The organism is Chryseobacterium takakiae, assembly GCF_900129385.1.
Taxonomy (GTDB): domain Bacteria; phylum Bacteroidota; class Bacteroidia; order Flavobacteriales; family Weeksellaceae; genus Chryseobacterium; species Chryseobacterium takakiae.
This window is the reverse complement of the sequence record NZ_FQVO01000002.1, coordinates 307926-333773: the sequence shown is the minus strand read 5'-3', so window position 1 is coordinate 333773 and position 25848 is coordinate 307926. Positions and strand designations below refer to the sequence as shown.

Annotated in this window: 27 protein-coding genes and 1 pseudogene; 16 read left to right on the top strand and 12 right to left on the bottom strand. The window is 37.1% G+C overall.

Features of this window, described 5'->3' with window-relative positions; genetic code table 11:
- Window positions 1-125 precede the first annotated feature (125 nt).
- From BUA76_RS04625 to BUA76_RS04610, 4 genes are read left to right on the top strand one after another with little or no spacing between them, the layout of a single operon-like run.
- Window positions 126-803: a TetR/AcrR family transcriptional regulator gene (locus BUA76_RS04625; RefSeq protein ID WP_072883636.1), complete on the top strand. Its 678-nt coding sequence runs from the start codon at window positions 126-128 to the stop codon at window positions 801-803.
- 10 nt (window positions 804-813) lie between these two features.
- Window positions 814-2478, top strand: a complete 1665-nt coding sequence (locus BUA76_RS04620) for a peptidase domain-containing ABC transporter (RefSeq protein WP_072883635.1) — start codon at window positions 814-816, stop codon at window positions 2476-2478.
- Between the two features lie 10 nt (window positions 2479-2488).
- Window positions 2489-3802 carry an HlyD family secretion protein gene (locus tag BUA76_RS04615; protein WP_072883634.1) on the top strand — a complete coding sequence of 438 codons (1314 nt, stop codon included), beginning with the start codon at window positions 2489-2491 and terminating at the stop codon, window positions 3800-3802.
- A complete protein-coding gene (locus BUA76_RS04610; RefSeq protein ID WP_072883705.1) occupies window positions 3786-5189 on the top strand; it encodes a TolC family protein in 1404 nt (467 codons plus the stop codon). Before BUA76_RS04615 ends, BUA76_RS04610 begins: the two co-directional genes overlap by 17 nt.
- Before the next feature lie 112 nt (window positions 5190-5301).
- Here the strand turns inward: BUA76_RS04610 and BUA76_RS04605 are convergent, their stop codons facing one another.
- The 6 genes from BUA76_RS04605 to BUA76_RS04580 all read right to left on the bottom strand — a co-directional run bounded on the left by BUA76_RS04605 (window position 5302) and on the right by BUA76_RS04580 (window position 9061).
- Window positions 5302-5655: a YciI family protein gene (locus BUA76_RS04605; RefSeq protein WP_072883704.1), complete on the bottom strand. Its 354-nt coding sequence runs from the start codon at window positions 5653-5655 to the stop codon at window positions 5302-5304.
- A gap of 78 nt (window positions 5656-5733) precedes the next feature.
- The gene (locus BUA76_RS04600) at window positions 5734-6303 is read right to left on the bottom strand and encodes a Crp/Fnr family transcriptional regulator (RefSeq protein ID WP_072883633.1); all 570 of its coding nucleotides are present in this window, start codon (window positions 6301-6303) and stop codon (window positions 5734-5736) included.
- A gap of 7 nt (window positions 6304-6310) precedes the next feature.
- On the bottom strand, window positions 6311-6697 hold the full coding sequence (locus BUA76_RS04595; RefSeq protein WP_072883632.1) for a DUF423 domain-containing protein: 387 nt from the start codon (window positions 6695-6697) through the stop codon (window positions 6311-6313).
- 123 nt (window positions 6698-6820) lie between these two features.
- A complete protein-coding gene (locus BUA76_RS04590) occupies window positions 6821-7408 on the bottom strand; it encodes a hypothetical protein (RefSeq protein ID WP_072883631.1) in 588 nt (195 codons plus the stop codon).
- 32 nt (window positions 7409-7440) lie between these two features.
- The gene (locus tag BUA76_RS04585; protein ID WP_072883630.1) at window positions 7441-7668 is read right to left on the bottom strand and encodes a hypothetical protein; all 228 of its coding nucleotides are present in this window, start codon (window positions 7666-7668) and stop codon (window positions 7441-7443) included.
- A gap of 64 nt (window positions 7669-7732) precedes the next feature.
- Complete coding sequence (locus BUA76_RS04580) at window positions 7733-9061, bottom strand: hydroxymethylglutaryl-CoA reductase, degradative (protein ID WP_072883629.1); 1329 nt, start codon at window positions 9059-9061, stop codon at window positions 7733-7735.
- 146 nt (window positions 9062-9207) lie between these two features.
- On the opposite strand from BUA76_RS04580, the gene BUA76_RS04575 reads away from it, so the two are divergent.
- The 7 genes and pseudogenes from BUA76_RS04575 (at window position 9208) to gap (ending at window position 14922) form a co-directional block, all read left to right on the top strand.
- Complete coding sequence (locus BUA76_RS04575) at window positions 9208-10467, top strand: putative DNA modification/repair radical SAM protein (protein ID WP_072883628.1); 1260 nt, start codon at window positions 9208-9210, stop codon at window positions 10465-10467.
- 34 nt (window positions 10468-10501) lie between these two features.
- On the top strand, window positions 10502-10765 hold the full coding sequence (locus tag BUA76_RS04570) for a type II toxin-antitoxin system ParD family antitoxin (protein WP_228408459.1): 264 nt from the start codon (window positions 10502-10504) through the stop codon (window positions 10763-10765).
- A 101-nt stretch (window positions 10766-10866) separates the two neighbouring features.
- A pseudogene (locus tag BUA76_RS19370) lies at window positions 10867-11061 on the top strand (type II toxin-antitoxin system RelE/ParE family toxin); the annotation flags it as partial.
- Window positions 11062-11121: 60 nt separating this feature from the next.
- Window positions 11122-11880 carry a TIGR03915 family putative DNA repair protein gene (locus tag BUA76_RS04560; protein ID WP_072883627.1) on the top strand — a complete coding sequence of 253 codons (759 nt, stop codon included), beginning with the start codon at window positions 11122-11124 and terminating at the stop codon, window positions 11878-11880.
- 62 nt (window positions 11881-11942) lie between these two features.
- Entirely contained in the window at window positions 11943-12815 is an 873-nt protein-coding gene (locus tag BUA76_RS04555; protein ID WP_072883626.1) for a DUF4846 domain-containing protein, read from the top strand.
- Between the two features lie 80 nt (window positions 12816-12895).
- Window positions 12896-13882, top strand: coding sequence for a 6-phosphofructokinase (pfkA, locus tag BUA76_RS04550; RefSeq protein WP_072883625.1), 987 nt, complete (start codon window positions 12896-12898; stop codon window positions 13880-13882).
- Window positions 13883-13911: 29 nt separating this feature from the next.
- On the top strand, window positions 13912-14922 hold the full coding sequence (gap, locus tag BUA76_RS04545; RefSeq protein ID WP_072883624.1) for a type I glyceraldehyde-3-phosphate dehydrogenase: 1011 nt from the start codon (window positions 13912-13914) through the stop codon (window positions 14920-14922).
- Window positions 14923-14988: 66 nt separating this feature from the next.
- Here gap and BUA76_RS04540 read toward each other — a convergent pair whose 3' ends face one another.
- Window positions 14989-16110 (bottom strand): hypothetical protein, encoded by a 1122-nt coding sequence (locus BUA76_RS04540; protein WP_072883623.1) that lies wholly within the window; start codon window positions 16108-16110, stop codon window positions 14989-14991.
- Between the two features lie 134 nt (window positions 16111-16244).
- On the opposite strand from BUA76_RS04540, the gene BUA76_RS04535 reads away from it, so the two are divergent.
- From BUA76_RS04535 to htpG, 3 genes are all read left to right on the top strand, one after another.
- Window positions 16245-17441, top strand: coding sequence for an oxygenase MpaB family protein (locus tag BUA76_RS04535; RefSeq protein WP_072883622.1), 1197 nt, complete (start codon window positions 16245-16247; stop codon window positions 17439-17441).
- Between the two features lie 181 nt (window positions 17442-17622).
- Window positions 17623-18624 carry a recombinase RecA gene (gene recA / locus BUA76_RS04530; protein WP_072883621.1) on the top strand — a complete coding sequence of 334 codons (1002 nt, stop codon included), beginning with the start codon at window positions 17623-17625 and terminating at the stop codon, window positions 18622-18624.
- Between the two features lie 230 nt (window positions 18625-18854).
- A complete protein-coding gene (gene htpG / locus BUA76_RS04525; RefSeq protein WP_072883620.1) occupies window positions 18855-20744 on the top strand; it encodes a molecular chaperone HtpG in 1890 nt (629 codons plus the stop codon).
- Window positions 20745-20953: 209 nt separating this feature from the next.
- Here htpG and BUA76_RS04520 read toward each other — a convergent pair whose 3' ends face one another.
- Entirely contained in the window at window positions 20954-21250 is a 297-nt protein-coding gene (locus BUA76_RS04520; protein WP_072883619.1) for an MGMT family protein, read from the bottom strand.
- Window positions 21251-21381: 131 nt separating this feature from the next.
- Here BUA76_RS04520 and BUA76_RS04515 point away from each other — a divergent pair, with 131 nt between their 5' ends.
- A complete protein-coding gene (locus tag BUA76_RS04515; protein WP_072883618.1) occupies window positions 21382-22173 on the top strand; it encodes a glucose 1-dehydrogenase in 792 nt (263 codons plus the stop codon).
- 109 nt (window positions 22174-22282) lie between these two features.
- On the top strand, window positions 22283-22429 hold the full coding sequence (locus BUA76_RS19170; protein WP_178337299.1) for a hypothetical protein: 147 nt from the start codon (window positions 22283-22285) through the stop codon (window positions 22427-22429).
- Window positions 22430-22650: 221 nt separating this feature from the next.
- On the opposite strand, the gene BUA76_RS04505 is transcribed toward BUA76_RS19170, so the two are convergent.
- The 4 genes from BUA76_RS04505 to BUA76_RS04490 all read right to left on the bottom strand — a co-directional run bounded on the left by BUA76_RS04505 (window position 22651) and on the right by BUA76_RS04490 (window position 25818).
- On the bottom strand, window positions 22651-23625 hold the full coding sequence (locus BUA76_RS04505) for a deoxyhypusine synthase family protein (RefSeq protein ID WP_072883616.1): 975 nt from the start codon (window positions 23623-23625) through the stop codon (window positions 22651-22653).
- Window positions 23626-23651: 26 nt separating this feature from the next.
- A complete protein-coding gene (locus tag BUA76_RS04500; RefSeq protein WP_072883615.1) occupies window positions 23652-24293 on the bottom strand; it encodes a hypothetical protein in 642 nt (213 codons plus the stop codon).
- 92 nt (window positions 24294-24385) lie between these two features.
- Window positions 24386-24778: an alternative ribosome rescue aminoacyl-tRNA hydrolase ArfB gene (gene arfB, locus BUA76_RS04495; RefSeq protein ID WP_072883614.1), complete on the bottom strand. Its 393-nt coding sequence runs from the start codon at window positions 24776-24778 to the stop codon at window positions 24386-24388.
- A gap of 20 nt (window positions 24779-24798) precedes the next feature.
- A complete protein-coding gene (locus BUA76_RS04490) occupies window positions 24799-25818 on the bottom strand; it encodes an AMP-binding protein (RefSeq protein ID WP_072883702.1) in 1020 nt (339 codons plus the stop codon).
- Window positions 25819-25848 lie beyond the last annotated feature (30 nt).

Genomic DNA, 25848 nt, shown 5'->3' with positions numbered 1-25848 from the left:
ATTTTTATAAAAACAAATACCATGCCAATTGATAGTAATACTATCAAAAAATATATTATAATCATTTTTGGTATAAGTTTTGCTAAAAATAATAACAACGCTGCTACAATAAGAAAAAATTAAAAATGGAATTTCAAGTAAAATTTAAAGTCAACGAAACCTTATATCTTAAAAACCCGGAAAACAGTGAGATCGGTAAATCTATCGTGAAAAATTCTATTGACCTGATTTACGAAACCGGTTTTGAAAGCTTTACCTTTAAAAAATTAGCACAGAAAATCAGTTCTACGGAAGCTACGGTTTACAGGTATTTTCCGTCTAAACATAAATTACTCACTTATATTTTAAATTGGTATTGGTCTTATATTGAATTTATTTCTAAACTAAGGCTGCAGGAGATTAAAGAACCTCAGCAAAAGATGGAGAAAATCCTGGAGATTATCACCCATAATGATACGACTCAAGACAGCATTGAAGACTACGATCTCAGCAAACTGCACAGTATTGTTATTGCAGAAAGCAGCAAATCATATCTTGTAAAAGAAGTAGATGAAATCAATCAGGAAATGGTTTTTAGTCCTCTTAAAAGTTTGTGTAATTTCTTTGGAGAAGTAATCACCCAGGCAAAACCGGATTTTCCCTACCCTAAGTCTTTTGCAAGTACTTTACTTGAAACAGCGCACGATCAGCAGTATTTCAGTGAACACCTCCCGAAACTTACGGATAACCACACCACAAGAACAGAACACAAAAAGTATGTGCTGGATTATCTGCGTTTTATTACTTACAATCTTATAAAATAATAGCACACCGATGGAAAATTCTCCTAAACAATACGGTTACAATCTTTTCAAATATATCACAAAAGAAAAGAAAGACGTCACCAATATTTATTTTTACGCTATATTAAACGGCCTCGTTCAGCTTAGTGTTCCACTGGGAATACAGTCTATTATCAGTTTTGTTATGGGGGCTACCATGGCAACATCCATTTATATTCTGATTATTTTTGTTGTAATCGGAACCTGGCTGGTAGGATATTTCAGACTTAAGGTGATGCAGATTATTGAAAAAATCCAGCAGAAAATTTTTGTGGAATTTTCCGTTGCTTTTACCGAAAAGATCCCTAAAGTTAATCTGTCCAGTACCCGAAAATATTACCTTCCGGAGCTTGTCAACCGTTTTTTCGACACCCAAAACCTGCAGAAGGGAATTTCTAAAATTTTACTGGAAATCCCAACTGCACTGATACAGATCATTTTCGGTCTTCTTCTCTTATCCTTTTATCACCCTTGGTTTTTGATCTTTGGAGCACTTGTCGTATTGAGTGTCGTGCTTATTTTTAATTTCACGATGGAAAGCGGGATAAAATCCAGCATTGAGGAAAGCGATAAAAAATATGAAACGGCAGCATGGATAGAAGATCTGGCAGCATCGGTAAAATCTTTTAAAATAAATTCCGAAACGGAAATTCATCTTAAAGGAATTGATGAACGGGTAACAGGATATCTTCAACACAGAACTTCCCATTTTAAAGTTCTTGAAATTCAGTATAAGACAATTATTGCTTTTAAAGTTATTGTCACCCTGGCTATGCTTGTGATCGGCACTTACCTTCTTGTAAACCAAAAGCTTAACATCGGGGCATTTATCGCTACGGAGATTGTTGTATTAAGTATTATGGCAGCTGTTGAGAAGCTTATTATAAGCTTGGAAAGCTATTATGATGTCATTGCTTCTCTTGCGAAACTTAATAAAGTGACAGAACTTGCCGAAGAAAAAAACGGAGAAATTGTTTTTGCCAACCAGAATGAAGGTATTGAAATTGAATTTAAAAACGTCGACTTTTATTTCAACAGCAATGTCCACATACTTCAGGATATCAATTGTGTTATCCGGGAGAATGCCATAACGGTAATTTCCGGCGAGCTGGGGTCAGGAAAATCACTTCTGCTGAATATGATGGCCGGGTTTTACGAACCGCCTGCCGGAAGCGTTTTATTTAATAAAATTCCATTAAAAAATATTGATAAAGAGAAACTCCGGACAGAAATGGGTGTGTATTTTGAAGATATGAGAATGATCCAGGGAACTGTTCAGGATAATATTTTAATGGGGAATGAAAACATCAATATGGAAGATGTAATGGAATTATCGGAAAGAATTGGTACCGAAAATATCTCCAGTTACTTCACAAGCGGTTTCTTTACCGAAATTAGTGAAACAGATCCCGAAATTTCATTCAGTTCCAAGAAAAAAATCCTGCTCCTCCGCGCATTAATCGGAGAGAAAAAACTGCTATTGCTTGAAGATCCAGTTGACGGAATGAACGAGTTTTTCAAGAACAAAATGCTGCAGTACCTAAAGGATATCAGCTATAAAACTACCATTGTGATTGTTTCTCAAAATTCCGAAATTATTGATTTCGCAGATCACCATCTGCACCTGAAAAACGGAACTTTAAAAACTTTATCTTAAAAATACAGGTATGAAAATTCAGTCTTTTGATAAAATATATAATATTCACAAAAAATCGTACGTAAAAAGATGGTTTTTATCATTCTTCATTTTGGCGATTATTGTACTGTTTCTTCCATGGACCCAAAATATCAAGGTCGTGGGGAATGTAACTACCCTTTACCAGGAACAACGTCCGCAACAGCTAAACTCCCCTATCCCCGGGAAAATAATCAAGTGGTATGTAAAAAACGGGGATTATGTTAAAAAAGGAGATACTATTCTGCAGCTTTCTGAAGTAAAGGATGATTACTTTGATCCATTACTGGTCAAAAGAACAGAACAGCAGGTAGAAGCAAAAAAAGGAGTACGGGATTATTACGAAGCCAAAGTAGGCGCCACCAACAATCAGCTTCAGGCGCTTACCACGGCGAAAGATCTTAAGCTGAACCAGATCGATATAAAAATCAGCCAGCTCAAAAACAAGCTCGCAGGCGAAGAAGCAGAACTTGCCGCTGCAACCAATGAGCTCAAGCTTTCTGAGGACCAATATATTAGACAGAAAAAAATGTATGATGAAGGACTGGTTTCCTTAACACAGTTTCAGCAGAGAAACATATCTTACCAGAATGCGATCGCTAAAAAAACCGCTTCCGAAAATAAGGTGGCCCAAACCCGTCAGGAAATCTCTACTATGGCCATTGAACAGAATGCCGTAATCCAGGATTACACTGAAAAGCTCAGCAAAACCGAGGGTGAAAGGTTCCAGAGCATGGGACAGATTGAAGGCAGTGAAGGAGATATTGCCAAGCTGGAAAACCAGGTTGCCAATTATAAATTCCGCCAGGGGCTTTACTTTATTGTTGCTTCCCAGGACGGACAGATTGTTCAGCTTAATAAAGCCGGAATCGGGGAAATACTGAAAGAAACAGAAAGTATCGGGATTATTGTTCCAAAAATGGTGGATTATGCGGTGGAAATTTATATTAAGCCTGTTGATCTTCCGCTGATCAAAGAAGGCCAGCGCGTGATGTGCATTTTTGATGGTTTTCCGGCAATCGTATTTTCCGGATGGCCGGATTCAAGCTACGGAACTTTTGCAGGAAAAGTAATTGCCATTGAAAATAATATCAGCGCCAATGGTCTTTTTAAAGCGCTGATTGTGGAAGATAAAACCCAGAAAAGATGGCCTCCGAAAATCAGAATGGGTACCGGCGTCCAAGGAATTGCTATCCTGAATGATGTTCCGGTCTGGTATGAACTTTGGCGAAATATCAATGGTTTCCCTCCCGATTATTATGAAGTTAAAACTGCAAAAACCGGTCAGAATGAAAAGCAGAAATAAAGTTATATTTCTATTTGCCCTACTGTTCTGCGGAATACTTTCAGCGCAGGATTCATTGAAGATGTCTGCAAAAGAATTTATTTCTATTGTAAAAAATTACCATCCTTTAGCCCTAAAATATCAGCTTCAGAATAAAATTGCAGCATCAGAAATTACCAGTGCAAGAGGAAATTTTGATCCGGTACTTGGCGGAAAACTTGGAGAAAAAAATATTGACGGGATACAATACTACAGGCAAAGGAATATTGAACTCGGTATTCCTACATGGTATGGGATTGATCTTACCGCAAGCTACAATTACCTGGATGGAGAAAAGCTCAATAACAGCGATACCAAAGGTGGGCTGTATCAATTCGGGATTACTGTTCCATTGGCTAAAAATCTTTTGTATGATAAAAGAAGAGCCATGCTGGAACAGGCAAAATATGCCCTGAAAATGACCGAAGCAGAACAGACCGTTCTTACCAACGATCTTCTTCTTGAAGCTGAAAACACCTATTGGGAGTGGGTAAAGAATTTCGAAATTTACCAGCTACAGCGCAGCGCTGTTTTAATTAATGAACAACGTCTTGAGCTCACAAAAAAGACCTTTAATTTTGGGGAAAGACCTGCCATTGATACCATAGAAGCAGCCTCACAGCTGCAGAGTTTCCGTCTTCAGGAGCGGGATGCTTTTCTGAATTTTGTGAAAAGTACTCAGGATCTTCAGCTTTTTTTATGGAAAGATAACCGAGAGTTTTATGACCTTACGGCTATGATTTATCCTTCCGACAGAATAAACAGCAGTGAAGCTTTCAGTAATTTTGAAATGCTGATACAGCAGGTGGAAAATCAAAACCTGAACAATCATTTTTCATTGCAGTACTACTTTCAGAAACAGAATATTCTGGAAAGTGAAAGACGGCTAAAATGGCAAAGCTTCTTACCCAAGCTGGATTTTACCTATAATTTCTTTAATAAAGAAAATTACCGGGCAGATTACCTCCCGCTTTTTGACAATAACTTCCAGTACGGACTGAAGCTGGAAATCCCGGTTTTCCAAAGAGAAGCAAGAGCCAATTACCAGATTGCAAAACTTAAAATAGAGCAGAATACACTGGATACCCAAGTGAAAAGAAGAGAATTGGAAACAAAGATCCTGACTTATAAAAATGAAGTTATTAACTATCATTCACAGATTGATATTGCAAAGGATAACCTTACCAATTACCAACGGCTTCTACAGGCTGAAGAGATCCGCTATAACAACGGTGAAAGTTCGCTGTTTCTCATCAATTCAAGGGAAAATAAAATGATAGATGCTCAGGAAAAATTTATCCTCCTGAATAATAAATTCCTGAAAAGCTACAATAAATTAAAATGGATGAAGGAAAATTTTTTAAAGTAAAAAAATCCGTTTCACAATCGAAACGGATTTTTTAGTTTTAAATGTAAGAGATTAGAACAAAAAGTAAGCTACAATACATTGCTTTAAATCAAAATCACTCTACGTTTTACCATTAATTTGCAGGAAAAGGAATCAGCGGTCTTATTTCTACAGAACTTTCGGGATATTTCAGAACCGGACAGGTTTTGCTCCATTCTTCAACTTCCACAATGCTTTCCGCTTTACAGATGAGAAAACCGACAACCAAAACACTGTTGGATTCTTTGTAAGGATTACTGATATTGGCATTATTGCTTATAACCGTTCCGTTATATTCAATTGGTGCAGTATGAACCAGCTTTCCCTGCATTGCAATATTCCCAATCCAGGATTGCCATTTAGACATATCTTCTGCCATATCTTGTGATGTTGCTAAATAACCGTTTTCGGAACTCGCATTTCTGAATAATAATAAATACTCTGTCATTTTTTTAATTTTTATTGTGAATAATGAAACAAAATTCAGCAATAAAAATTCTGTGAACGATGACAAAAGTCTACATTTTCAAAGCTTAGATTTTAAGCGACTGAAAACATCTTTATTAATTCCTAAATAAGATGCGATAAGCTTGCTGGAAAGTCTCGTCATCAGCATCGGACGATATTTCATCAACCATTTTATGCGATCCAAAGCCGATAAAGCCACAAAAGTGTTGATGCGGTAAACAGAATTTGCATAAGATGCTTCCAGAATTTGTTTATACATTTTATCAAACTGCGGAACGGTTTCCATCATTGTCTGAAAAGCCTTTCTGTCAATTGCAAAAAGCTCACAAGGTTCAACGGCTCTTATATTTTCTATTGCCGGATTGCCACTTCCAAAACTCTGAAGTTCGGAACACCAGTTATCTTCGGTTACAAGATCACGCGTTGTTTCGTTAAAGTCTTTATCGTAAACATAAACCTGAAGACAGCCCTTAGCGATGAAATACACATATCTGCAAATTTCACCTTGCTGCAGAATCTGCTCGTTTCTTTTAGCGGTAATATGCTTAAATGAAGAAAGCACCGTTTCCAGATTGTCGGGATCATCTCCAAGTCTTCCTGTAATATGTTTGCGTAAAACTTCAATCATTCAAATCTTAACTTTTCATTTTCACGAAATAGAAAATCAGCAAAGTCCAGCTCAGAATCATCAGTAATCCTCCAAGCGGAGTGATCGGTCCGAGGAATTTCAGGTTCATCCCAAAATAATCCTGCATACTTAAACCATAGATGCTGAATGAAAACAGTATTGTTCCGAAAATCATCAGCCAGGAAATCCAGTTTTCGGTTTTCGTTTCAAATTTTAAAATGTAACCGACAATTAATAAGAAAAAGGCGGCGTACATTTGATAGCGTACTCCCGTTTCAAAACTTTCCAGTCTTTCCACAGAAAGGATTTTCTTTAAAGCATGTGCGCCGAAGGCTCCCAAGATCACGGACAGCATACCGTATACCGCTCCAAAAATTAATGTTATTGTTTTCATATTATTTACTTTCAAATTAGTAATTACGAATCTAGACATTGATGTTTTGCAATTACTTAATTTTATCTTTTTGAATATATTAATTTTATAAAGTCAAGTTTGAATTGTCTAAAAATTTCTTTATTAAAATTTCGTTTCAAACCCTTTCTTTAAAGCATTTAACTCTGGTTCGGTTAGCTTTTTACTATTAATCTGTTCCCAAATATTTTGAGCTTTCGAAAAATCTTTTATGCCGATTTTTCTTACAGAAGCTCCCCACATTAAAATTGAAAAGTCTTTTTTGTTGTACATAACTCCATCAAAAGCTATAAACGCTCCTTCATGCTTTTCAAATCTACTTTTAAAATCAAGTTTTCCTCCTTCTTTTGATTCGGTTCTGATATATTCTTCTACATTATTTTTTTCTGTATTTTTTTCGTTCTCAATTTCTGCTAAAACATTTTTCTTTAATTCTGCAATAATTTTGTCATATTGAAGTACCTCAAAATCCATATTATTAAATTTCAAAACGTTCTTACTAATTTCGGCTTTTGAATTTTTGAGATTCAAAATTTCATTTGCTCGATGTTCGGTAATTTTTCCTTTCAGTTGAGATGGTATTTGAAAACTTAAATCTTTACTTGGAATCACTACATTATAAAAAAAAGAATCATCTTCAGTTTTGGGAATCAGCATTGCCATTCCAAGAACATTTCCTTTATCAACAATCATAAAAAAATATGATGGCAATTTGGTTGAAAAATTTATATAGTCTTCCGGAGTTGGTTTTCATTAATAAAAACAGAAGAAGATTTATTTTCTATATTATTTTCTATTGTATAATAATTTGAAATGATTTCAACATTTTCAAACTTAATATCTTCAATTCTTAAACTATTAAAAACAGGATTTCCATTTTTATCGGTTTGTGAAAATAATTTAGGACTTACTAAAAAAAATAAAATTGCTATTAGTGATACAATTTTTTTCATTGATGATTTTTATTATTTCTCATAACAAACCAATATAAATTAAATATTAAAAGCGTGGTTAAACTTACTTGTTTCTTAACTTCTCCAATTCCGCAATTACTTCGTGGTGGCTTACTGTTTTATCTTTAAAATACGTCACAAAATATTGCTTTTCCTCTTCAGTTGCATTAAACTGATTCAGAATATTGAAAAGATGCATTTTCATATGTCCTTTCTGAATTCCGGTAGTAATCAAAGAGCGCAATGCTCCGAAATTCTGCGCCAGACCGGATACCGCCATGATGCTCATTAATTCCTGAGCAGAAGGTTTTCCCAACAACGCGAGAGAAAACTTTACCAAAGGATGAAGATTTGTTAAACCGCCTACAACGCCTACCGAAATCGGAAGATCAATCCAAAATCTGAATATCCCGTTATCTGTTGTACAATGTGTTAAAGAAGAATACTTTCCGTTTCGCGCAGCGTAAGCATGTGCACAGGCTTCCGTTGCACGGAAATCGTTTCCGGTAGCAATAACTACTGCATCTACCCCGTTCATGATTCCTTTATTATGCGTGGTCGCACGGAAAGGTTCAATTTCAGCAATCGTTACCGCCTGCTTGAACTTCCAGGCAAATTCTTCGTTGGAAATGCCGCTGTCGTCTTTCAGATCTTCAATTTTGCAGGAAACTTCAGCCCTTACGATACAATCAGGAGTGAAATTGGAAAGAATATTCATCACAATTTGCAATGAATCTTTCTCTTCTTGTGTAAAATCTTCATTTTCCGCCACTTCCTGCTTCAATGTTTTTCCGAACTGCTCCAGGCAAGAATTGATAAAATTGGCTCCCATGGAATCTACGGTGTCGAAGCTGGCCTTCAATTGGTAATAATTCGGCATTTCAGAAGTTTTATCAATTAATTTGATATCTAAAATTCCGCCGCCGCGTTTCCGCATATTCGCAGTAATATCTTCCGTTGCTTCAAGAAGCTTTTTCTTCAGCCTGAAGTTGAAGAAATGTAATAATTTGTGGGATTCTACGTTGAATATAAAGTGGGTATGGCCGAGTTTTTCGGTGTTGATAATGGTTGTTTTAAAACCTCCTTTATCAATCCAGAATTTTGCTGCTTTGGAGGCTGCCGCAACCACAGAACTTTCTTCAACAGCCATGGGTAAAGCCAGTAATTTCCCGTCAATAAGGAAATTTGGCGCAATTCCGTAGGGCATGTAAAAGTTGGAAATGGTATTTTCAGAAAACTCCTCATGAAGCTTCTGAAGTTCGGCATTGTTATTCCAGTATTGCTGTAAAATCTGTTCGTAACTGCGATCGTTACTAAGGTATTCTGAGATGAGCCAATCGATTTTTCTTTGCTTGGAAAGTTTGGAAAAACCTTCTACCGGTTGATGATTCATAGTTTATCTTTAAAGAATTGTAAATATAGTGATTTTGTAACTTTCCGCTGTTGATAACTTCAATCGAAAAAGATTGACATTTATCAATTTTGGAGCTAATTTTGAACCGTTCATCTTATCCAACTTCAAGATAATCAATTTAAAATATGAATTTCGACCGTCTGAAAGAAAAGCTTGAAATCCTTGCGGATGCAGCCAAATACGATGTTTCCTGCTCCTCAAGCGGAGGCACAAGAAAAAACAAGAAAGGCGCTTTGGGAGACAGTTCCGCGAGCGGAATCTGCCATACGTATACTGAAGACGGACGATGTGTTTCACTTCTCAAAATTCTTTTAACCAACCATTGTATTTACGATTGTGCCTACTGCGTTTCCCGAAGTTCAAATGATATCAAAAGAGCAGCTTTCACAGTGGAAGAAGTAGTTGATTTGACGATCAATTTTTACCGTAGAAATTATATTGAAGGATTGTTTTTAAGTTCCGGAATTTTCAAAAATGCAGACACCACGATGGAACGTTTGGTTCGTGTCGCCAAAAAGCTCAGACTTGAAGAGAATTTTAACGGCTATATTCACCTGAAATCAATTCCCGGCGCCAGTGATGAGTTGATGCAGGAAGCAGCATTGTATGCAGACAGATTATCCGTAAACCTTGAAATTCCTACCGAAAGCGGGCTGAAACTTCTTGCACCTGAAAAGAACAGGCAGGATATGATTAATCCAATGCGGTATATTCAGAAAGGGATTGATCAATATAAAGATGAAAAAAAGATTTTCAGAAAGGTTCCCAAATTTGCTCCTGCCGGACAATCTACCCAGATGATCGTGGGGGCTACCAACGAAAACGACCTACAGATCATAAAAGTAGCGGATCATTTTTATAAAAACTTTAATCTGAAAAGAGTGTATTATTCAGGATATGTGCCGGTTTTGGAGGATAAGCGGCTGCCTTCCTTAACAACAGAAGTTCCGATGCTTCGGGAAAACAGGCTGTATCAATCCGACTGGCTGATGCGGTTTTACGGCTTCAAAGCAGAAGAAATCCTGGATCCGAATATGCCTTTCCTTGATCTTGAAATGGATCCGAAAATGAGCTGGGCGCTTAGACATCTGGATCAGTTTCCCGTTAATCTTCAGACTGCGGATTATCAGATGATTTTAAGAATTCCGGGGATTGGCGTGAAAACCGCAAAAAAGATTGTCAGCGCAAGACGTTTTCAGGTTCTTACAATGGATCACCTCAGTAAATTAGGCGCAGCGGTAAATCGCGCACGGTATTTTATTGATTTTAATGCAGGAAATGCTTATCTGAGATATTTAACGGATAAAAATTTCAGGAAATTATTGATCGGCGGAAGCTCATCTAAGTTTCATAATCAGTTTTCTCAACAGCTGACTTTATTTTAATTTACGTTAAAACTTTGGTCCATATTTGCTAAATATGGATATAATTTGTAATTTCGGAAAAAGAACAGCAATGAATGTCAGTTTTACGAAAAAACAGGAAGATTATATCGCAGAGCAGATAAAATCCGGAGATTTTCAGAATGCCAGTGAAGTGGTACGGGATGCGTTACGGCTTCATGAGGTATATCGCCACAAAGTAATTCAGGATTTAAAAGCTGAAATCGAAAAAGGCTGGAACAGTAATCCGAGCCAGCGGTCGGTTAAGGATATTATTCAATCCAGGAAAGAAAAACAATAATGCCTGGAAGCGTATATATCTTATCGGAAGCCGCGGATAAAGATCTGGAAGACATTTTTGATTATACCATAGAACACTTCTGATTTGAACAGGCTGAAAAATATCTTTTGGAAATTGAAAAGATTTTTAACGATTTATATTTACATCCGAAATCAGGCAAAATACGAAACGAAATAAAAAAAGGGTTGTACAGTTTTCCTAAAGACAATCACATTATTTTCTACAGAATTTTAGAGAATCACATTTATGTTGTGCGGGTACTCCACGGAAGCATGGATATTCCCAATTATGTCTGAAAAACTATCTCAACCATATATTGCTCCATTTTTTACATTAAAAAATTGCTACATTAAAAAATGACTACCCTACTCTACGACGGCAGTTTCGACGGACTTTTCACCGCAGTATTTGAAGTATTTGAGTACCGTTATAAAGACGTGGAAATTATCAGCAGGGAACGGTTTCACCAGGAAAATATATTCGCTGAAATTCATGAAGTGATTACACAAAATGACAAATCAGAAAGGGTTTTAAATAAACTCGAAAAAAATATTGGAAACCAAGGCATCCACGAACTGTTGAAAGTGTACTTGTCCGAAGATCCTGAAGCGGAACAGCTTATTTTATCTGCCGTAAAACAATCTATCAAATATCCGGATGAAAATATCCTTCAGAATTATACTGATGAAGCAATTTTAAAAATTTCCAAAATATGCAAATCCGTCAGTCGTGAACGACACAGAATGACTGCTTTTGTGCGTTTTGAAAAAATGCAGGATGATGTTTTCTTTGCTAAAATCGATCCTGATTTCAATGTGCTTCCGCTGATCAGGAAACATTTCAAAGACCGATACCAGGATCAGAAATGGATGATCTATGATTTACGCAGAAATTACGGACTTCTGTATAATCTGGAAACCTGCGACTTCTTTTATCCTGACGAGAAAATTGACCTCAATAAATATGAACAGAAATTCCATGATCAGGAAAAAAACTACCAGACGCTGTGGCAGCGGTATTTTACGAAAACCAATATTGTGGAAAGAAAAAATTTAAAACTGCATCTTCAGCATGTCCCTAAACGGTACTGGAAATATTTGACGGAAAAGTGGTAGCGATTCAGCTTGCAATACATCTGATTATGAAATTATTTATATCTTTCAGATAAATCTTTAGCATGAAAAAAATTATTTCAGGATTCATTTTTTTATTACTGTTCAGCAGCTGTAGCGAGAAAAAAACGGCGAATAACATTTTAGCCCCAATAAATGAAGATTCTCAAAATATTCAACTCAAAATCAATAAAGATAAAAATACCATTAAAGAAAGATTTCCAGCTCCGGAAGGATATAAGTGGATAGGAGAACAGCCCGGTTCTTTTGAATATTTTATTGAGCAATTTTCTTTAAAACCTTACGGAAGTCCAATTCTTAAATATGACGGCAATAAAATCAAAACCCAACATCTTCATGAAGCTATTTTTGATCTTGATATCGGAAACAAAGATCTTCAGCAATGCGCCGATGCAGTCATTCGCCTAAGAGCAGAGTATTTATTTAAGTCTAAAAATTTTGATGCAATACAATTCCATTTTACCAGTGGCGATCTGGTCTCGTGGAATGATTATAAAAATGGTATCAGAGCTCTCGTGAACGGAAATTCTGTCAATTTCAAAAAGACTGCGGAATTTGATGATTCTTATACGAATTTCAGAAATTATCTTGACCTGATTTTCAACTATGCCGGAACCATTTCTTTACACCATGAAACATCAGCTGTTATTAAAAACAGCGATCTCAAAACCGGAGACATCCTGATTACACCCGGAAGTCCGGGTCATGTGGTTTTTATTTCGGGAGCGTGCAAAAATAAAGATGGCAAAAAACTGTATCTTCTGGGAGAAGGCTTTACACCTGCACAGTCGGTTCATGTTCTTTCCAATCCTTTTGATAAAAACATTTCCCCATGGTATGCGCTTGATGTTGATGATCCGGAAATTGCAACAGCCAGATATATTTTCAAACCTGTAAATTTTAGACGTTTTAAATAATGTATATTCAAAACTCTTCTTAAGTTACTGTTATTATCTGAACTTGTTTTTGTAAATTTGTGTTCGAAACTTTTTACTAGATGAAAGAGAGTGCAGTAAAAAAAATTGCCGTTCTTACCTCTGGAGGTGATGCTCCGGGGATGAATGCAGCATTAAGGGCGGTAGTGAGAACCGCAAATTATTATGACATCGAATGTTACGGAGTAAGAGAAGGCTACAACGGCCTTATAAACGGAGATTTCCTTAAGATGGGTCCCCGTTCCGTAAAAAATATAATCAATCAGGGCGGAACTATTCTGAAATCTGCCAGATCCATGGAATTTAAAACCAAAGAAGGTCGCCAGAAGGCTTATGATCATTGCGTAAGACTTGGCATTGACGGTTTGGTATGTATCGGCGGAGACGGAACCTTTACAGGGGCCAAGATCTTCAATGAAGAATTTGGGATCAGGGTAATTGGGGTTCCGGGAACCATTGACAACGATATCTTCGGAACAGACAATACGATTGGCTATGACACCGCTTTAAATACGGCAATGGATGCGATTGATAAAATCCGTGATACGGCGACATCCCACAACCGCGTTTTCTTTGTGGAGGTAATGGGCCGTGACGCAGGATTCATTGCGCTGAACAGCGGACTCGCAACCGGGGCGCTTGATATTTTAATTCCTGAAAGAAAGGACAGTATTGATGAACTATTCACCAATTTCAGAAATGCTGAAAAAACAGGAAAAGCTTCGAGTATCGTGGTAGTAGCAGAAGGTGAAAAATTAGCAAACGTTTACGAACTGGCGGAAAAAACAAAAAAGGATTTTCCGGATTATGATATTCGTGTGGCTATTTTGGGACATATGCAGAGAGGAGGTTCTCCAAGCTGCGCAGACAGAGTTTTGGCAAGCAGACTGGGCTACGGTGCAGTAACCGGATTAATGGAAGGAAAGACCAATGTAATGGCCGGAATGCGTTCTAATGACCTGGTATACACTCCGATTGAAGAAGCCATCAAAAAACATAATGAAATCAATAAAGACCTTCTTTTGATTTCGAAAATTTTAGCAATCTAATATTTTAATATAATTTAAAACAAACTATTATGTCAACAATTAAAGTAGGTATCAACGGGTTTGGTAGAATCGGACGTCTTGTTTTCAGAGCAATGACAGAAAGAGATAACATTGAAGTGGTAGGAATCAACGACCTGATCAACGCAGAATACATGGCTTACATGTTAAAATACGATTCTGTACACGGTATTTTCCCGGGTGAGGTTTCTGTTGAAGGAAATGACCTTGTGGTAAACGGAAAAAGAATCAGAGTAACTGCCGAGAGAGACCCGAACAACCTCAAATGGAACGAAATCGGTGCCGATTATATCGTTGAATCTACAGGTTTATTCCTTGATAAAGAAAATGCTGCAAAGCACATCAACGCCGGTGCTAAAAAAGTAATTCTTTCTGCGCCTTCAAAAGATGATACTCCAATGTTCGTAATGGGGGTAAACCATACTGAACTTACTGACGATATCAAAATTTTATCAAACGCTTCTTGTACAACCAACTGTTTAGCGCCTTTAGCTAAAGTGATTCACGATAACTTCGGAATCGTGGAAGGTCTGATGACTACCGTACATGCTACAACGGCAACTCAGAAAACAGTTGACGGTCCTTCCATGAAAGACTGGAGAGGTGGTAGAGCAGCTTTAAATAACATTATTCCTTCTTCTACAGGTGCTGCAAAAGCAGTAGGAAAAGTAATTCCTTCATTAAACGGAAAGTTAACGGGGATGTCTTTCAGAGTACCAACTGTTGATGTTTCTGTAGTAGATTTAACGGTAAGATTGGAAAAAGCGACTTCTTACGATGAGATCTGTGCAGCAATCAAAGCTGCTTCGGAAGGTGAATTAAAAGGTATTTTAGGATACACTGAAGATGCGGTAGTTTCTCAGGATTTTGTAGGAGATAAGAGAACTTCCATCTTCGATAAAGACGCTGGTATCATGCTTTCTCCAAACTTTGTAAAACTTGTTTCCTGGTATGATAATGAAATGGGTTACTCAAACAAGCTGGTAGATATGTTGATCCATGCTGCTTCATTATCTAACTAATATAGTTTTTTAGCTTAAATACAAAACAACCTTCCGATTGGAGGTTGTTTTTTTTCTATGAAATCATTACTTATTAAATATGGCTGCAAACAATTTAGGGCTAATTGCAATACCAAATCCCCACCATCTTCTTTTATTGTATATCCAATTCTTTCCAATGGTTGATGTACCGAAATCCCATCCTAAAGGAACATATACAAAGGAAATATCATTATAAGTATAAGAAATTGTAAAACCACTAGATATGAACATTTGTTTAGAATTTTTACCTTTCGGAAGATATCCGCGTGTTGAGATTGAATCTAATTCTTCAACTGCCGGTGCAGCCCAAAAGCCTAAACCAAACTTATGAGAAGATTTTTTACCTGTTGAAAAATATCTATCTAATTGATATTTAGACAACTCTAGATTCATCCCGATATTTGTCACACCTGAAGTAGCCAGACTATTCACTTTTTCTCCGTCTAAATTAATTGCAGGACGTACTTTAAATGGCACTGTAATAATAGAAATAGGTATTGGTTTCCAATGATTAGAAGATAAAATATAACTTTTATTTGGTACCGGAAGCACTTCTCCTCTTTCAAGTATTACTTTTCTCTTAACATATTTATTATCATAATCATAACCAGAAATAGTTAAAAGATTATCAGTGGATTCAACTTTAACAGTTTCATGAAGTTCAAGACCATTTCTACGATCAAGGTATTCCTTTAAAGAAAGTACACTTTCTGGATTAGTACTGTTTTTAGTTTTAAAAATAATCTGAATAATTTTATTTTTCCCTACATTTAAATCATTTTTACTACGCCCCGTTATATCATTTTTAACATCAAGTTGTAAAAAAATTTTCTCGTCATTATTAATCAATAATTCATCATTAATTCTTAAAAAAATTGTTTTATTTTCTTCTAAAGATTTTAAAAGTAATTTGCTTTTAACAATAGAATAATTATTCCGATAAATATCAGTTAATCCACTTTCAAGCACATTAATACTTAACCAATCATTTTCCCAATTACTTGAAGCAGTATTAACAACCTCAATATCAATCGGTATTACACGATCTTTCTGTTTCTCAATTTTATATTCAACTTTATTCTTGACAAAACTGATACTATAATTTTGATCTTGACTAAAGCACCAATTTGAAATAATCAAAGTGACCAATAATAAATTTGTTTTCATAGTAACTAATTTTTTTATACAAATTTTCAAAATCCATAAACACCAAGAAATTACCCTTTTGTAGTATTTTTAACCCGCGCAACTGACAAATCTCACCTTCTACTTTCGGCGTAAAACTTGTACTTTTATGAGTAATGGAAACCACTATTTTACAGCCTCGTTATAAACACTCCCCGCATTTCAAAGACTTCTGGACAAAAGGAAACGGAAAACAACTGATTGATTTTACCGGCGCTGAAGTGAGCTTTAAAGATTTTGAGAAGTTCTCGCCCTACTATTATCATGTGGATGAAGCTGGAGATCATGTCGTGGAAGATATTTATTTTACTAAAAGTTTTCGTGAAGCTTCAAAGGAAGTCGAACAGTATATCCGGAATGGCGTTTCTGAAAATGATGATATTCCTGAAAGTGTTAAAAACATGTTTTTGCAAACACAGACTATTCCGGAATGGCTGAATTACGACTTATTAAAAAGCGGTGCAGAACTTTGCATGAGAGCCAATCTGGATTCCCTGATATCTCTTCGGGATTACTGTCTGATGGGCGGTTATGATTTTGCCTATCTGAACAAGCCACTTATCATAACCGAAGCTTTAAAAAAAGGCGCAGTAAAAAGGCTTTCAGAAACACTTGATTTTTGGGTAAATGTTACCCGATATAATGCACTTGAAGTTCACAAAAAAGGCTATGAGTTTGCCATTAAAACAAGACTGATCCATTCCTACGCAAGGCTTTCCATCAGAAAACACTACAAAAACTGGGATATCAAAAACTGCGGCGAACCCATAAATTCATGGGACATGATGGCAACCTATATCGGATTCAGCCTGGTTTTCCTGCATAGTTTGCATAAACTTGGAAACACTTTTTCAGCACACGAAGAAAATGGACTTTTTCATCTGTGGAAATATGTAGGTTACCTGTTGGGAATTCCGGAAAAACTATTGCCAGACAACAAAAAACAGGCTACCGAATTTTTCTATATGTGGACTTCCGTTCAGCCGCCGGCTGATAAAGATTCCGTTTTGCTGGCCCACTCTTTACTGAATGAATCGCTGGAAAATCCGATTTTAAAGTACAAATTCCAAAGAAGAAACTTACGCTATCTGCATATTTCCTGTACTTGGTTTTTACTAGACGATGAAGTCTGCAAAAGACTTGAAATTCCTGAAGTAAGCAATAAAAGAGTATTTCCCGTTACCAAAAAGCTGATCAATAGAATTTACAATAAACTTGTGAGCCGAGATCAGAGAATCCGGAAAGGGAATAAAGGCCAGTTGAAAGTCTTAGGAGATTATCTTAGCATTACCAACAATTCTAATTTCCATTAGGTAAACAACTGATAATGTTAATCATTTAAGTATTTAAGTGAAATATTTTTTAGTAATTCAAAAATAAGTTGCACGCATTAAATTTTATCATTTTTTAACTATAAAAACTACTTTTAATGGTAGATAATATTAGTTTTTGACCTTAATTTTTTGTATTTTTGATCAATTATTTAAACAACAGATGAGTAATATAGACGACAAGAAAAAAGCACTCGCACTGGTGCTTGATAAACTAGATAAAACATACGGAAAAGGAACGGTAATGACATTGGGCGACAGTTCTGTGGATAATACTATTGAAGTGATTCCTTCCGGATCTCTGGGATTAGACATCGCTCTTGGAGTTGGTGGTTACCCTCGAGGAAGAATCATCGAGATCTACGGTCCTGAATCTTCCGGTAAAACAACTTTAACGCTTCACGCTATTGCAGAAGCTCAGAAAGCTGGCGGAATTGCGGCGTTTATTGATGCAGAGCATGCTTTCGACAGAACTTACGCGGCGAAATTGGGAATCGATCTTGAAAACCTCATCATTTCTCAGCCGGATAACGGAGAGCAGGCTTTGGAAATTGCTGATAACTTAATCCGTTCCGGAGCTATTGATATCGTGGTAATTGACTCGGTTGCAGCGCTCACCCCAAAAGCAGAGATTGAAGGAGAAATGGGAGATTCTAAAATGGGTCTTCATGCAAGATTGATGTCTCAGGCACTAAGAAAACTAACAGCAACGATTTCAAGAACAAAATGTACCGTGATTTTCATTAACCAGTTAAGAGAAAAAATCGGGGTCATGTTTGGAAATCCTGAAACAACAACCGGTGGTAACGCTTTGAAATTCTACGCTTCGGTAAGAGTGGATATCAGAAAAGCAAGTGCACCAATCAAGCAGGGAGATGAGGCCATCGGAAGCCGCGTTAAAGTGAAGATTGTGAAAAATAAAGTAGCACCTCCTTTCAAACAGGCAGAATTTGATATTATGTACGGTGAAGGAGTTTCCAAAACAGGGGAAATTCTGGATCAGGCTGTAGAACAGGGAATTGTAAAGAAAAGCGGATCATGGTTCAGCTATGAAGACACCAAGCTCGGACAAGGCCGTGATGCGGTTAAAGATGTATTGAAAGACAATCCTGAACTAGCGGAAGAACTTGAAAATAAAATCAAGGAAGAATTAAAAAACAAATAAATTTAATTTAAAAATATTCAAAGGCAGTCTTTTCAGACTGCCTTTTTTACTATCAACATCATCAACCTGAAAATTAAATTATACTTTGCAAACTTTAACTTTTCACTTCTAACTTCTCACTTCTAACCTCTCACTTTTTACATTTTGCATTTTACTTTAATGCCAAAATGTCAGTTTCTGCCGAACGGTATTTTTTTTGAGAAACAAAACAAAAATTAAAACTAAATATTATGACTAAAGGAAATATTAATGTATCGGTGGAAAATATTTTTCCCTTAATTAAAAAGTTTCTTTACAGTGACCACGAAATCTTCTTAAGAGAGTTAATTTCCAACGCAACAGATGCAACTCTAAAACTAAAACACCTCACAGGTATCGGAGAGGCAAAAGTTGAATACGGAAATCCGAAAATTGAAGTAAAGATCGATAAAGAAAACAAGACCCTTCACATTATCGATCAGGGAATCGGGATGACAGGCGAAGAAGTTGAAAAATATATCAACCAGGTAGCCTTTTCCGGAGCTGAGGAGTTTTTGGAAAAATACAAGGACACTGCAAAAGATGCCGGAATTATCGGGCATTTCGGGCTTGGATTTTATTCTGCCTTTATGGTTGCAGAGAAAGTTGAAATTGTAACGAAATCCTATAAAGATGAACCGGCAGTTCGATGGATCTGCGACGGCAGTCCGGAATTTACATTAGAAGAAACAACTGATAAAACTGAAAGAGGGACGGAAATTATTCTTCATATCGCAGAAGATTCAACAGAATTTTTAGAAGAAGGCAAAATCCGTGAACTGTTGCTCAAGTATAACAAATTCATGCCCGTTCCTATCAAGTTCGGAACAAAGACCCATACACTACCTTTACCGGAAGACGCTCCTGAAGATGCCGTTGCAGAAACGGAAGAAGTTGACAATATCATCAACAACCCGACTCCGGCATGGACAATCGCTCCAAGCGAGCTGACCAATGAAGATTACATGAAATTCTATCATGAATTGTATCCGATGCAGTTTGAGGAACCCTTGTTCAACATCCATTTAAATGTTGATTATCCGTTCAACCTGACCGGAATTTTATTCTTCCCTAAATTAAACAACAACTTAAATATTGAAAAAGATAAAATCCAGCTGTACCAGAATCAGGTTTTTGTAACGGATGAGGTAAAAGGGATCGTTCCTGATTTCTTAATGCTGCTACGTGGAGTGATTGATTCTCCGGATATTCCGCTGAATGTTTCCCGTTCTTATCTTCAGGCAGACGGTGCAGTAAAGAAAATTTCTTCATACATCACCAAGAAAGTAGCCGATAAGATGTCTTCTCTGATCAATGAAAACCGCGAAGATTATGAGAAAAAATGGAACGATATTAAAGTAGTTATCGAGTACGGAATTATAACAGAAGAAAAATTTGCTGAAAAGTCTGATAAATTCACCCTCTATCCTACTACCGACGGTAAATATTTCCTGTGGAATGAGCTGGAAGAGAAAATCAAGCCTAATCAAACGGATAAAGACGGCAACCTCATTGTTCTGTACGCTTCTAATGCTGACGAACAGCATAGTTATATTCAGGCTGCAAAAGATAAAGGCTATGAAGTACTTCTTTTAGACTCACCGATTATTCCTCATGTGATTCAGAAACTGGAAACATCCAAAGAAAAAATTTCTTTTGCAAGAGTAGATGCCGATCACATCAATAACCTCATCAAGAAAGACGAGCCTGTTATTGCTAAATTAAATGAAACGGAAAAAGAATCATTAAAGAAATCTGTTGAAGAGGCAATTACTGATAAGAAATTTACTGTTCAGCTTGAAGACTTGGACAGCACGGACGCACCATTCACCATTACTCAGCCGGAATTCATGAGAAGAATGAAGGATATGCAGGCAACCGGTGGTGGCGGAATGTTCGGTATGGGAGGCTTCCCGGAAATGTACAACCTTGTGGTGAACGCCAATAGTGAATTTGCCGGACAAATTCTGAAAGCAGAAAATGAAGAAAAAGCAGGACTTATTCAATATGCTTTGGATCTGGCAAAGCTTTCTCAGAATCTATTAAAAGGAAAAGAGCTTACCGATTTTATCCAGCGAAGCTATAAGCAACTGGAAAAATAATCTGATGATTTAAGGGTTTCGGGGCGACAAAGTCGCCCCGAAACTTTTTATTATTATACAGTCGGATTACCATCCGACCTTGATATAGGTCACCACTTCGTGGCTCCGATTGATTGGCATTAATTTTTTCGATTGGATTCGCATCCAATCCTACTATTGGTCGCCACTTCGTGGCTCCACAAGCTGAAAAGAATCCCGATTTTTCTAAATCATAATTCCTGCATTGGATCCCAAAACAATTTTTTAAAATCTTTGATCCTGAAATTTTCAACAACAATTCCTTCGGCTTCGAGTCTTTGCTGAAATTCCGGCACCGACAGAGTTCCTGAGCTTGAAATCACACGATGGGCGGGAATATCCGGCGGACATCCTCCCATTGCCTTACCCACATGCCGTGAGTGGTTGGGAAATCCCACTGCTTTCGCGATCGCTCCGTAGCTCGTTACTCTTCCTTTGGGAACTAATTTCGTGATTTCCCAAACCTGTTGTTTAAAAACTTCATTCATATAAAGGATTCATAAAGTCAAAATTAAGAAATATCATCTCAATTCTATTTAATTTGTGGTATTCTTATCATAGATCAAGATCAGAGCGGTTTTTAGTCTGTAATTTTATTACAAGAAAAAATTCAGAAATTATGGCGAATTTAAAAGGAAAAGTAATAATTGTTACAGGAGCCGCAATGGGATTGGGTTTGGCAGCAGCAGAAGTGCTGGTGTCAAAAGGAGCCGATCTCACTCTTGTCGATTATAATGATGAAGCACTAAATAAGACCAAAGAAGAATTAGTATTGAAATTCCCGGATAGAAAATTTCTCACAGTTGCAGCAGATGTTTCCGTGGAAGAGAATGTGAAAAATTATGTCTACCAGACCGTGAAAGAATTCGGAAAGGTTGACGGACTGTATAACAATGCCGGGATTGAAGGTAAACAGGCTCCGTTAGTGGATTACGATATTGATGTTTTTAAAAAGGTAATTGATATCAACCTTTTGGGCGTGTATTACGGAATGAAATATGTAATTCCTGAATTACAGAAAAACGGTGGCGGAAAAATTGTAAATGTAGCTTCTGTAGGAGGAATACGCGGCGTTTTGAATCAAACAGCTTATGTTGCTACCAAACATGCCGTAGCCGGGATGACCAAAAATGCAGCGTTGGAATATGGCAAAGACAACATCTTGACCAATGCCATCGCACCTGGAGCGATTCTTACGCCCATGGTTGCCGAGGCTTTCAGGCAAGTAAATCCTGATGATCCGAAAACGGCAGAAAAAGAATATGCTTCCAGAAACCCAACCAAAAGACTGGGAAATCCGGAAGATGTGGCTCATCTCGTAGCGTATTTGTTAAGTGATGAAAACGGATATGTGTCCGGACAGGTGATCGCCATCGACGGTGGTGAATCCAATATGTACGGAAATTCATAAATAGTGTGATGAAGTGTTAAGATTGCCTGCAGAAATGCGGGCAATTTTTATTTGCTTTCACCAACGCATGATTGCATAATTTTTGAATATCAACCTACAAATTGCTGCTATGAAAAAATCATTTTTCCGTTGGCTGAACAGGGTAAATAAAGTAGTGCTTCCCAAATTAAGTGATAAAGACCCCAACAAGCTGACAAAGATTCAAAAAGGAATCCTGGCGTATCGGTATTACGTGCTGGTGAATTCGCTGGACTGATTTGCGTGAGGGATATGGAGGGTGCGAGCGAAGCGAGCAGTCTCTCTGAGACCGGAACGAAGTGGAGCCTGCAGAAGCCCGACCTAAGCCTTTGGAATGGTGGGGAAGGGCACGCCATTATTAATATAAAATCGCTGATTTGCAGATTATGTTTTTTAAATAAAAACGTCCCAAAAATTGGGACGTCTATATAAGTGTAAGCTTTGAATTTCCAGTTCTGCTTATGAATTCTCTAAAATATAAGAGAACATCAACGGCGCACAGATAGTGGCATCACTTTCAACGATAAATTTCGGTGTGGTGATATCAAGCTTGCCCCAGGTGATTTTCTCGTTTGGAACTGCTCCTGAATAAGAACCGTAAGAAGTAGTAGAATCTGAAATCTGACAGAAATATGACCAGAACGGAATATCATGCATTTCCATATCCTGATACAGCATTGGCACTACACAAATTGGGAAATCACCGGCAATACCTCCTCCGATCTGGAAGAATCCCACTCCTTTTCCTGATGAATTTTTCGTATACCAGTCTGCAAGATAAGCCATATATTCAATCCCTGATTTCATGGTAGAAAACTTCAGTTCTCCCTTGATGCAGTAAGAAGCAAAAATATTTCCCATTGTAGAATCTTCCCATCCCGGAACAACAATCGGCAGGTTTTTCTCTGCTGCAGCGATCATCCATGAGTTTTCTCTCGGAATTTCGTAATACTGCTCCAGCACTCCCGAAAGGATCATTTTATACATATATTCGTGAGGAAAATATCTTTCTCCTTTGTCATCCGCATCTTTCCAGATTTCAAAAATGTGTTTCTGCAGTCTTCTGAAAGCTTCTTCTTCAGGAATACAGGTGTCCGTTACCCTGTTCAGTCCTCTTTCCAGCAGATCCCACTCTTCCTGCGGCGTAAGGTCTCTGTAGTGAGGAACTCTTTCGTAGTGAGAGTGCGCTACAAGATTCATAAGATCCTCTTCCAGGTTTGCTCCTGTACAAGAGATAAAGTCTACCTTATCCTGACGGATCATTTCTGCCAGAATTTTTCCTAATTCTGCCGTAGACATTGCACCCGCCAAAGTAATCATCATTTTCCCGCCATCCTTAAGATGCGCCACATATCCTTTTGAAGCATCTACCAATGCCGCTGCATTAAAGTGCAGATAATACTTTTCTATGAATTCAGTAATCGGTTTGCTCATTTAATTATTTTTTGCAAAGATAAAACTTAAAAACGGAATGTAGCGGCTGCACTCAAAGAAACTCTGTGCAAACCTTCTTTTTGATCTTCATCAAAATCATAAGTAACACCATTAATTTTCATTTTGTTGAGTGTTCCGGCAGTAAGACCAAGTTTTGGTCCGATCAAAATATTTTTTGTGATCTGGTACTGATAAGCTAAATTAAGTTCGGCACCAAGATTAGATCCCGTTCCCTTTACATTCGCTGTTTTGGTAGTGTAGGAGATAACTCCCAAACCAACATCAACAAACATTTTATGTCTGGTCTGTTCAGTAAAATTGGAAATCATCACAGCAGGACCGAAAAAATTAATCTGATCTTTTGTGGTAACCGGAACGGAAACAGGCATATTATTTACATACCCTAAAATATAACCATCGCTGGAAGCACTGAAATTGGAATATTTTATTCCGACAGATAAAATTGGATTTACCTGATAGTATGCGGAGATATCGAAATTCATTCCGCTTTTCAGCCCCTTTACATAATCTTCTTCCTCTCTGGAAAGTCCCGGAACTGTTTTAGCCGTTCTCCAGGCATATCCCACCGAAGGAATAATTGAAAATTTCTGTGCAAATGAAAGCGCCGATATAGAAATGAATGCGGCAACAATAAGTTTTCTGATCATTAGTTTACTATTTTGCCGCAAAAGTATAGCAATAAAACGAATTATGAAAGGAAAATTTCAACCCTGATCAGCACTATGATTCTAGTTAAAAATTAATACCTGAATTTTCGGTTATCCTTTTTCTCAGAAAGTTTCTTTTTAGTGTCCAGCCTTTTCTGCTTCTGTGCTTTTGAAGGTTTTGTAGCAAGGCGTTTTTTAGGTATAATCAAAGCTTTATCAACAATTTCGAGAATTTTTTCAACGGCCTTGTTTTTATTCATCAGCTGGGTTCTGGTTTCAGATACTGTTAAAAATAAAAATCCATCGGCGTTGATCCTGTTGTTAAGCTTATGATGGATACGCTCTTTTTGTTCATCACTAAAAAATCCGGACTCGGAAACTTTCCAGAGAACCGTAACGGAAGTTTCCACTTTATTGACATTCTGCCCTCCTGCACCGCTGCTACGTGAGGTTTTAAAGCTAAGCTCTTTTGAAAAGTCTTTCATAATTTATCAAATTAAATAACCTACTGAATATTTTTCAATGCAATCCTGTTGATCTTTCCGTTTGGCGTTCTCGGAATTTTTTCAATAAAAATAATTTCTTTAGGCTTATAAAAACTTTTCTCAAAAGGTATAGCTGTAATTTTATTGATGATGCCCTGAGACTCCTGTCCTTCTATAACCAATATCAATTTTTGTCCCAAACGTTCATCTTCCCTTCCAATAAAAACTATCTCATTGGGAATTTCTTTCTTCACCAAAGCTTCCAGCTGTTCCGGAAAAATTTTAGCACCTCCTGAATTAATGACGTTATCTATTCTACCTAAAAACCTGAACTGCTTATCATTTTTAATTTCAACTAAATCATTAGTCTGTAAAACTTCAGCATTAAGGTGAGGCGCAAAAATTCTCAGGCAGCCTCTTTCATCGGTAGAAATATCAACATTTTCAAAAGCGGTGAAAAATGCTTCCGAGACAGGATAAATTTGTTTCAACGCTATATGAGAAAGCGTTTCCGACATTCCATAAGTTTCAAAAATCCGTTGAGATCCTTTTGTTCCGAGTGTATTAAAAATTTTCTTTTTTAAACTTTCTGAAACGGCTGCTCCACCAATAATTATATTTTTTATCCAATGTAAATGATCCAGAGAATTTTCCACCTGAAGAGGTGTCATAGCACAAAAATCTATTTTATCCTGAAGGTTTTGAAAAGGTCTTGTGGAAGGGTCTGTAATGATGAGTTTCATATGCCTTACCAGAGACCGGACGATCATCATTTTCCCGGAAATGTATTCAACCGGAAGACACAGTAATGCGACATTTCCTTCCTTTAACCCTAAAAAATTGCAGGTCATTTCTGCGGAAGCCATCATTTTAGGCTTCTTAATTTCAAAAATCTTGGGAATTCCGGTGGAACCGGAAGTCTGCACCGATACTGTTTTCTTGTAGGAAAACCATTCTTCCAAAAAAGCTTTGACTTTTTTTTCAAATTCGGTTTTGGATGGTAATTGATTCAGATTGAGATTTTTGAAGTCTATCAGCATAATTATCATGAATAAAGGAAGCGTAAATTT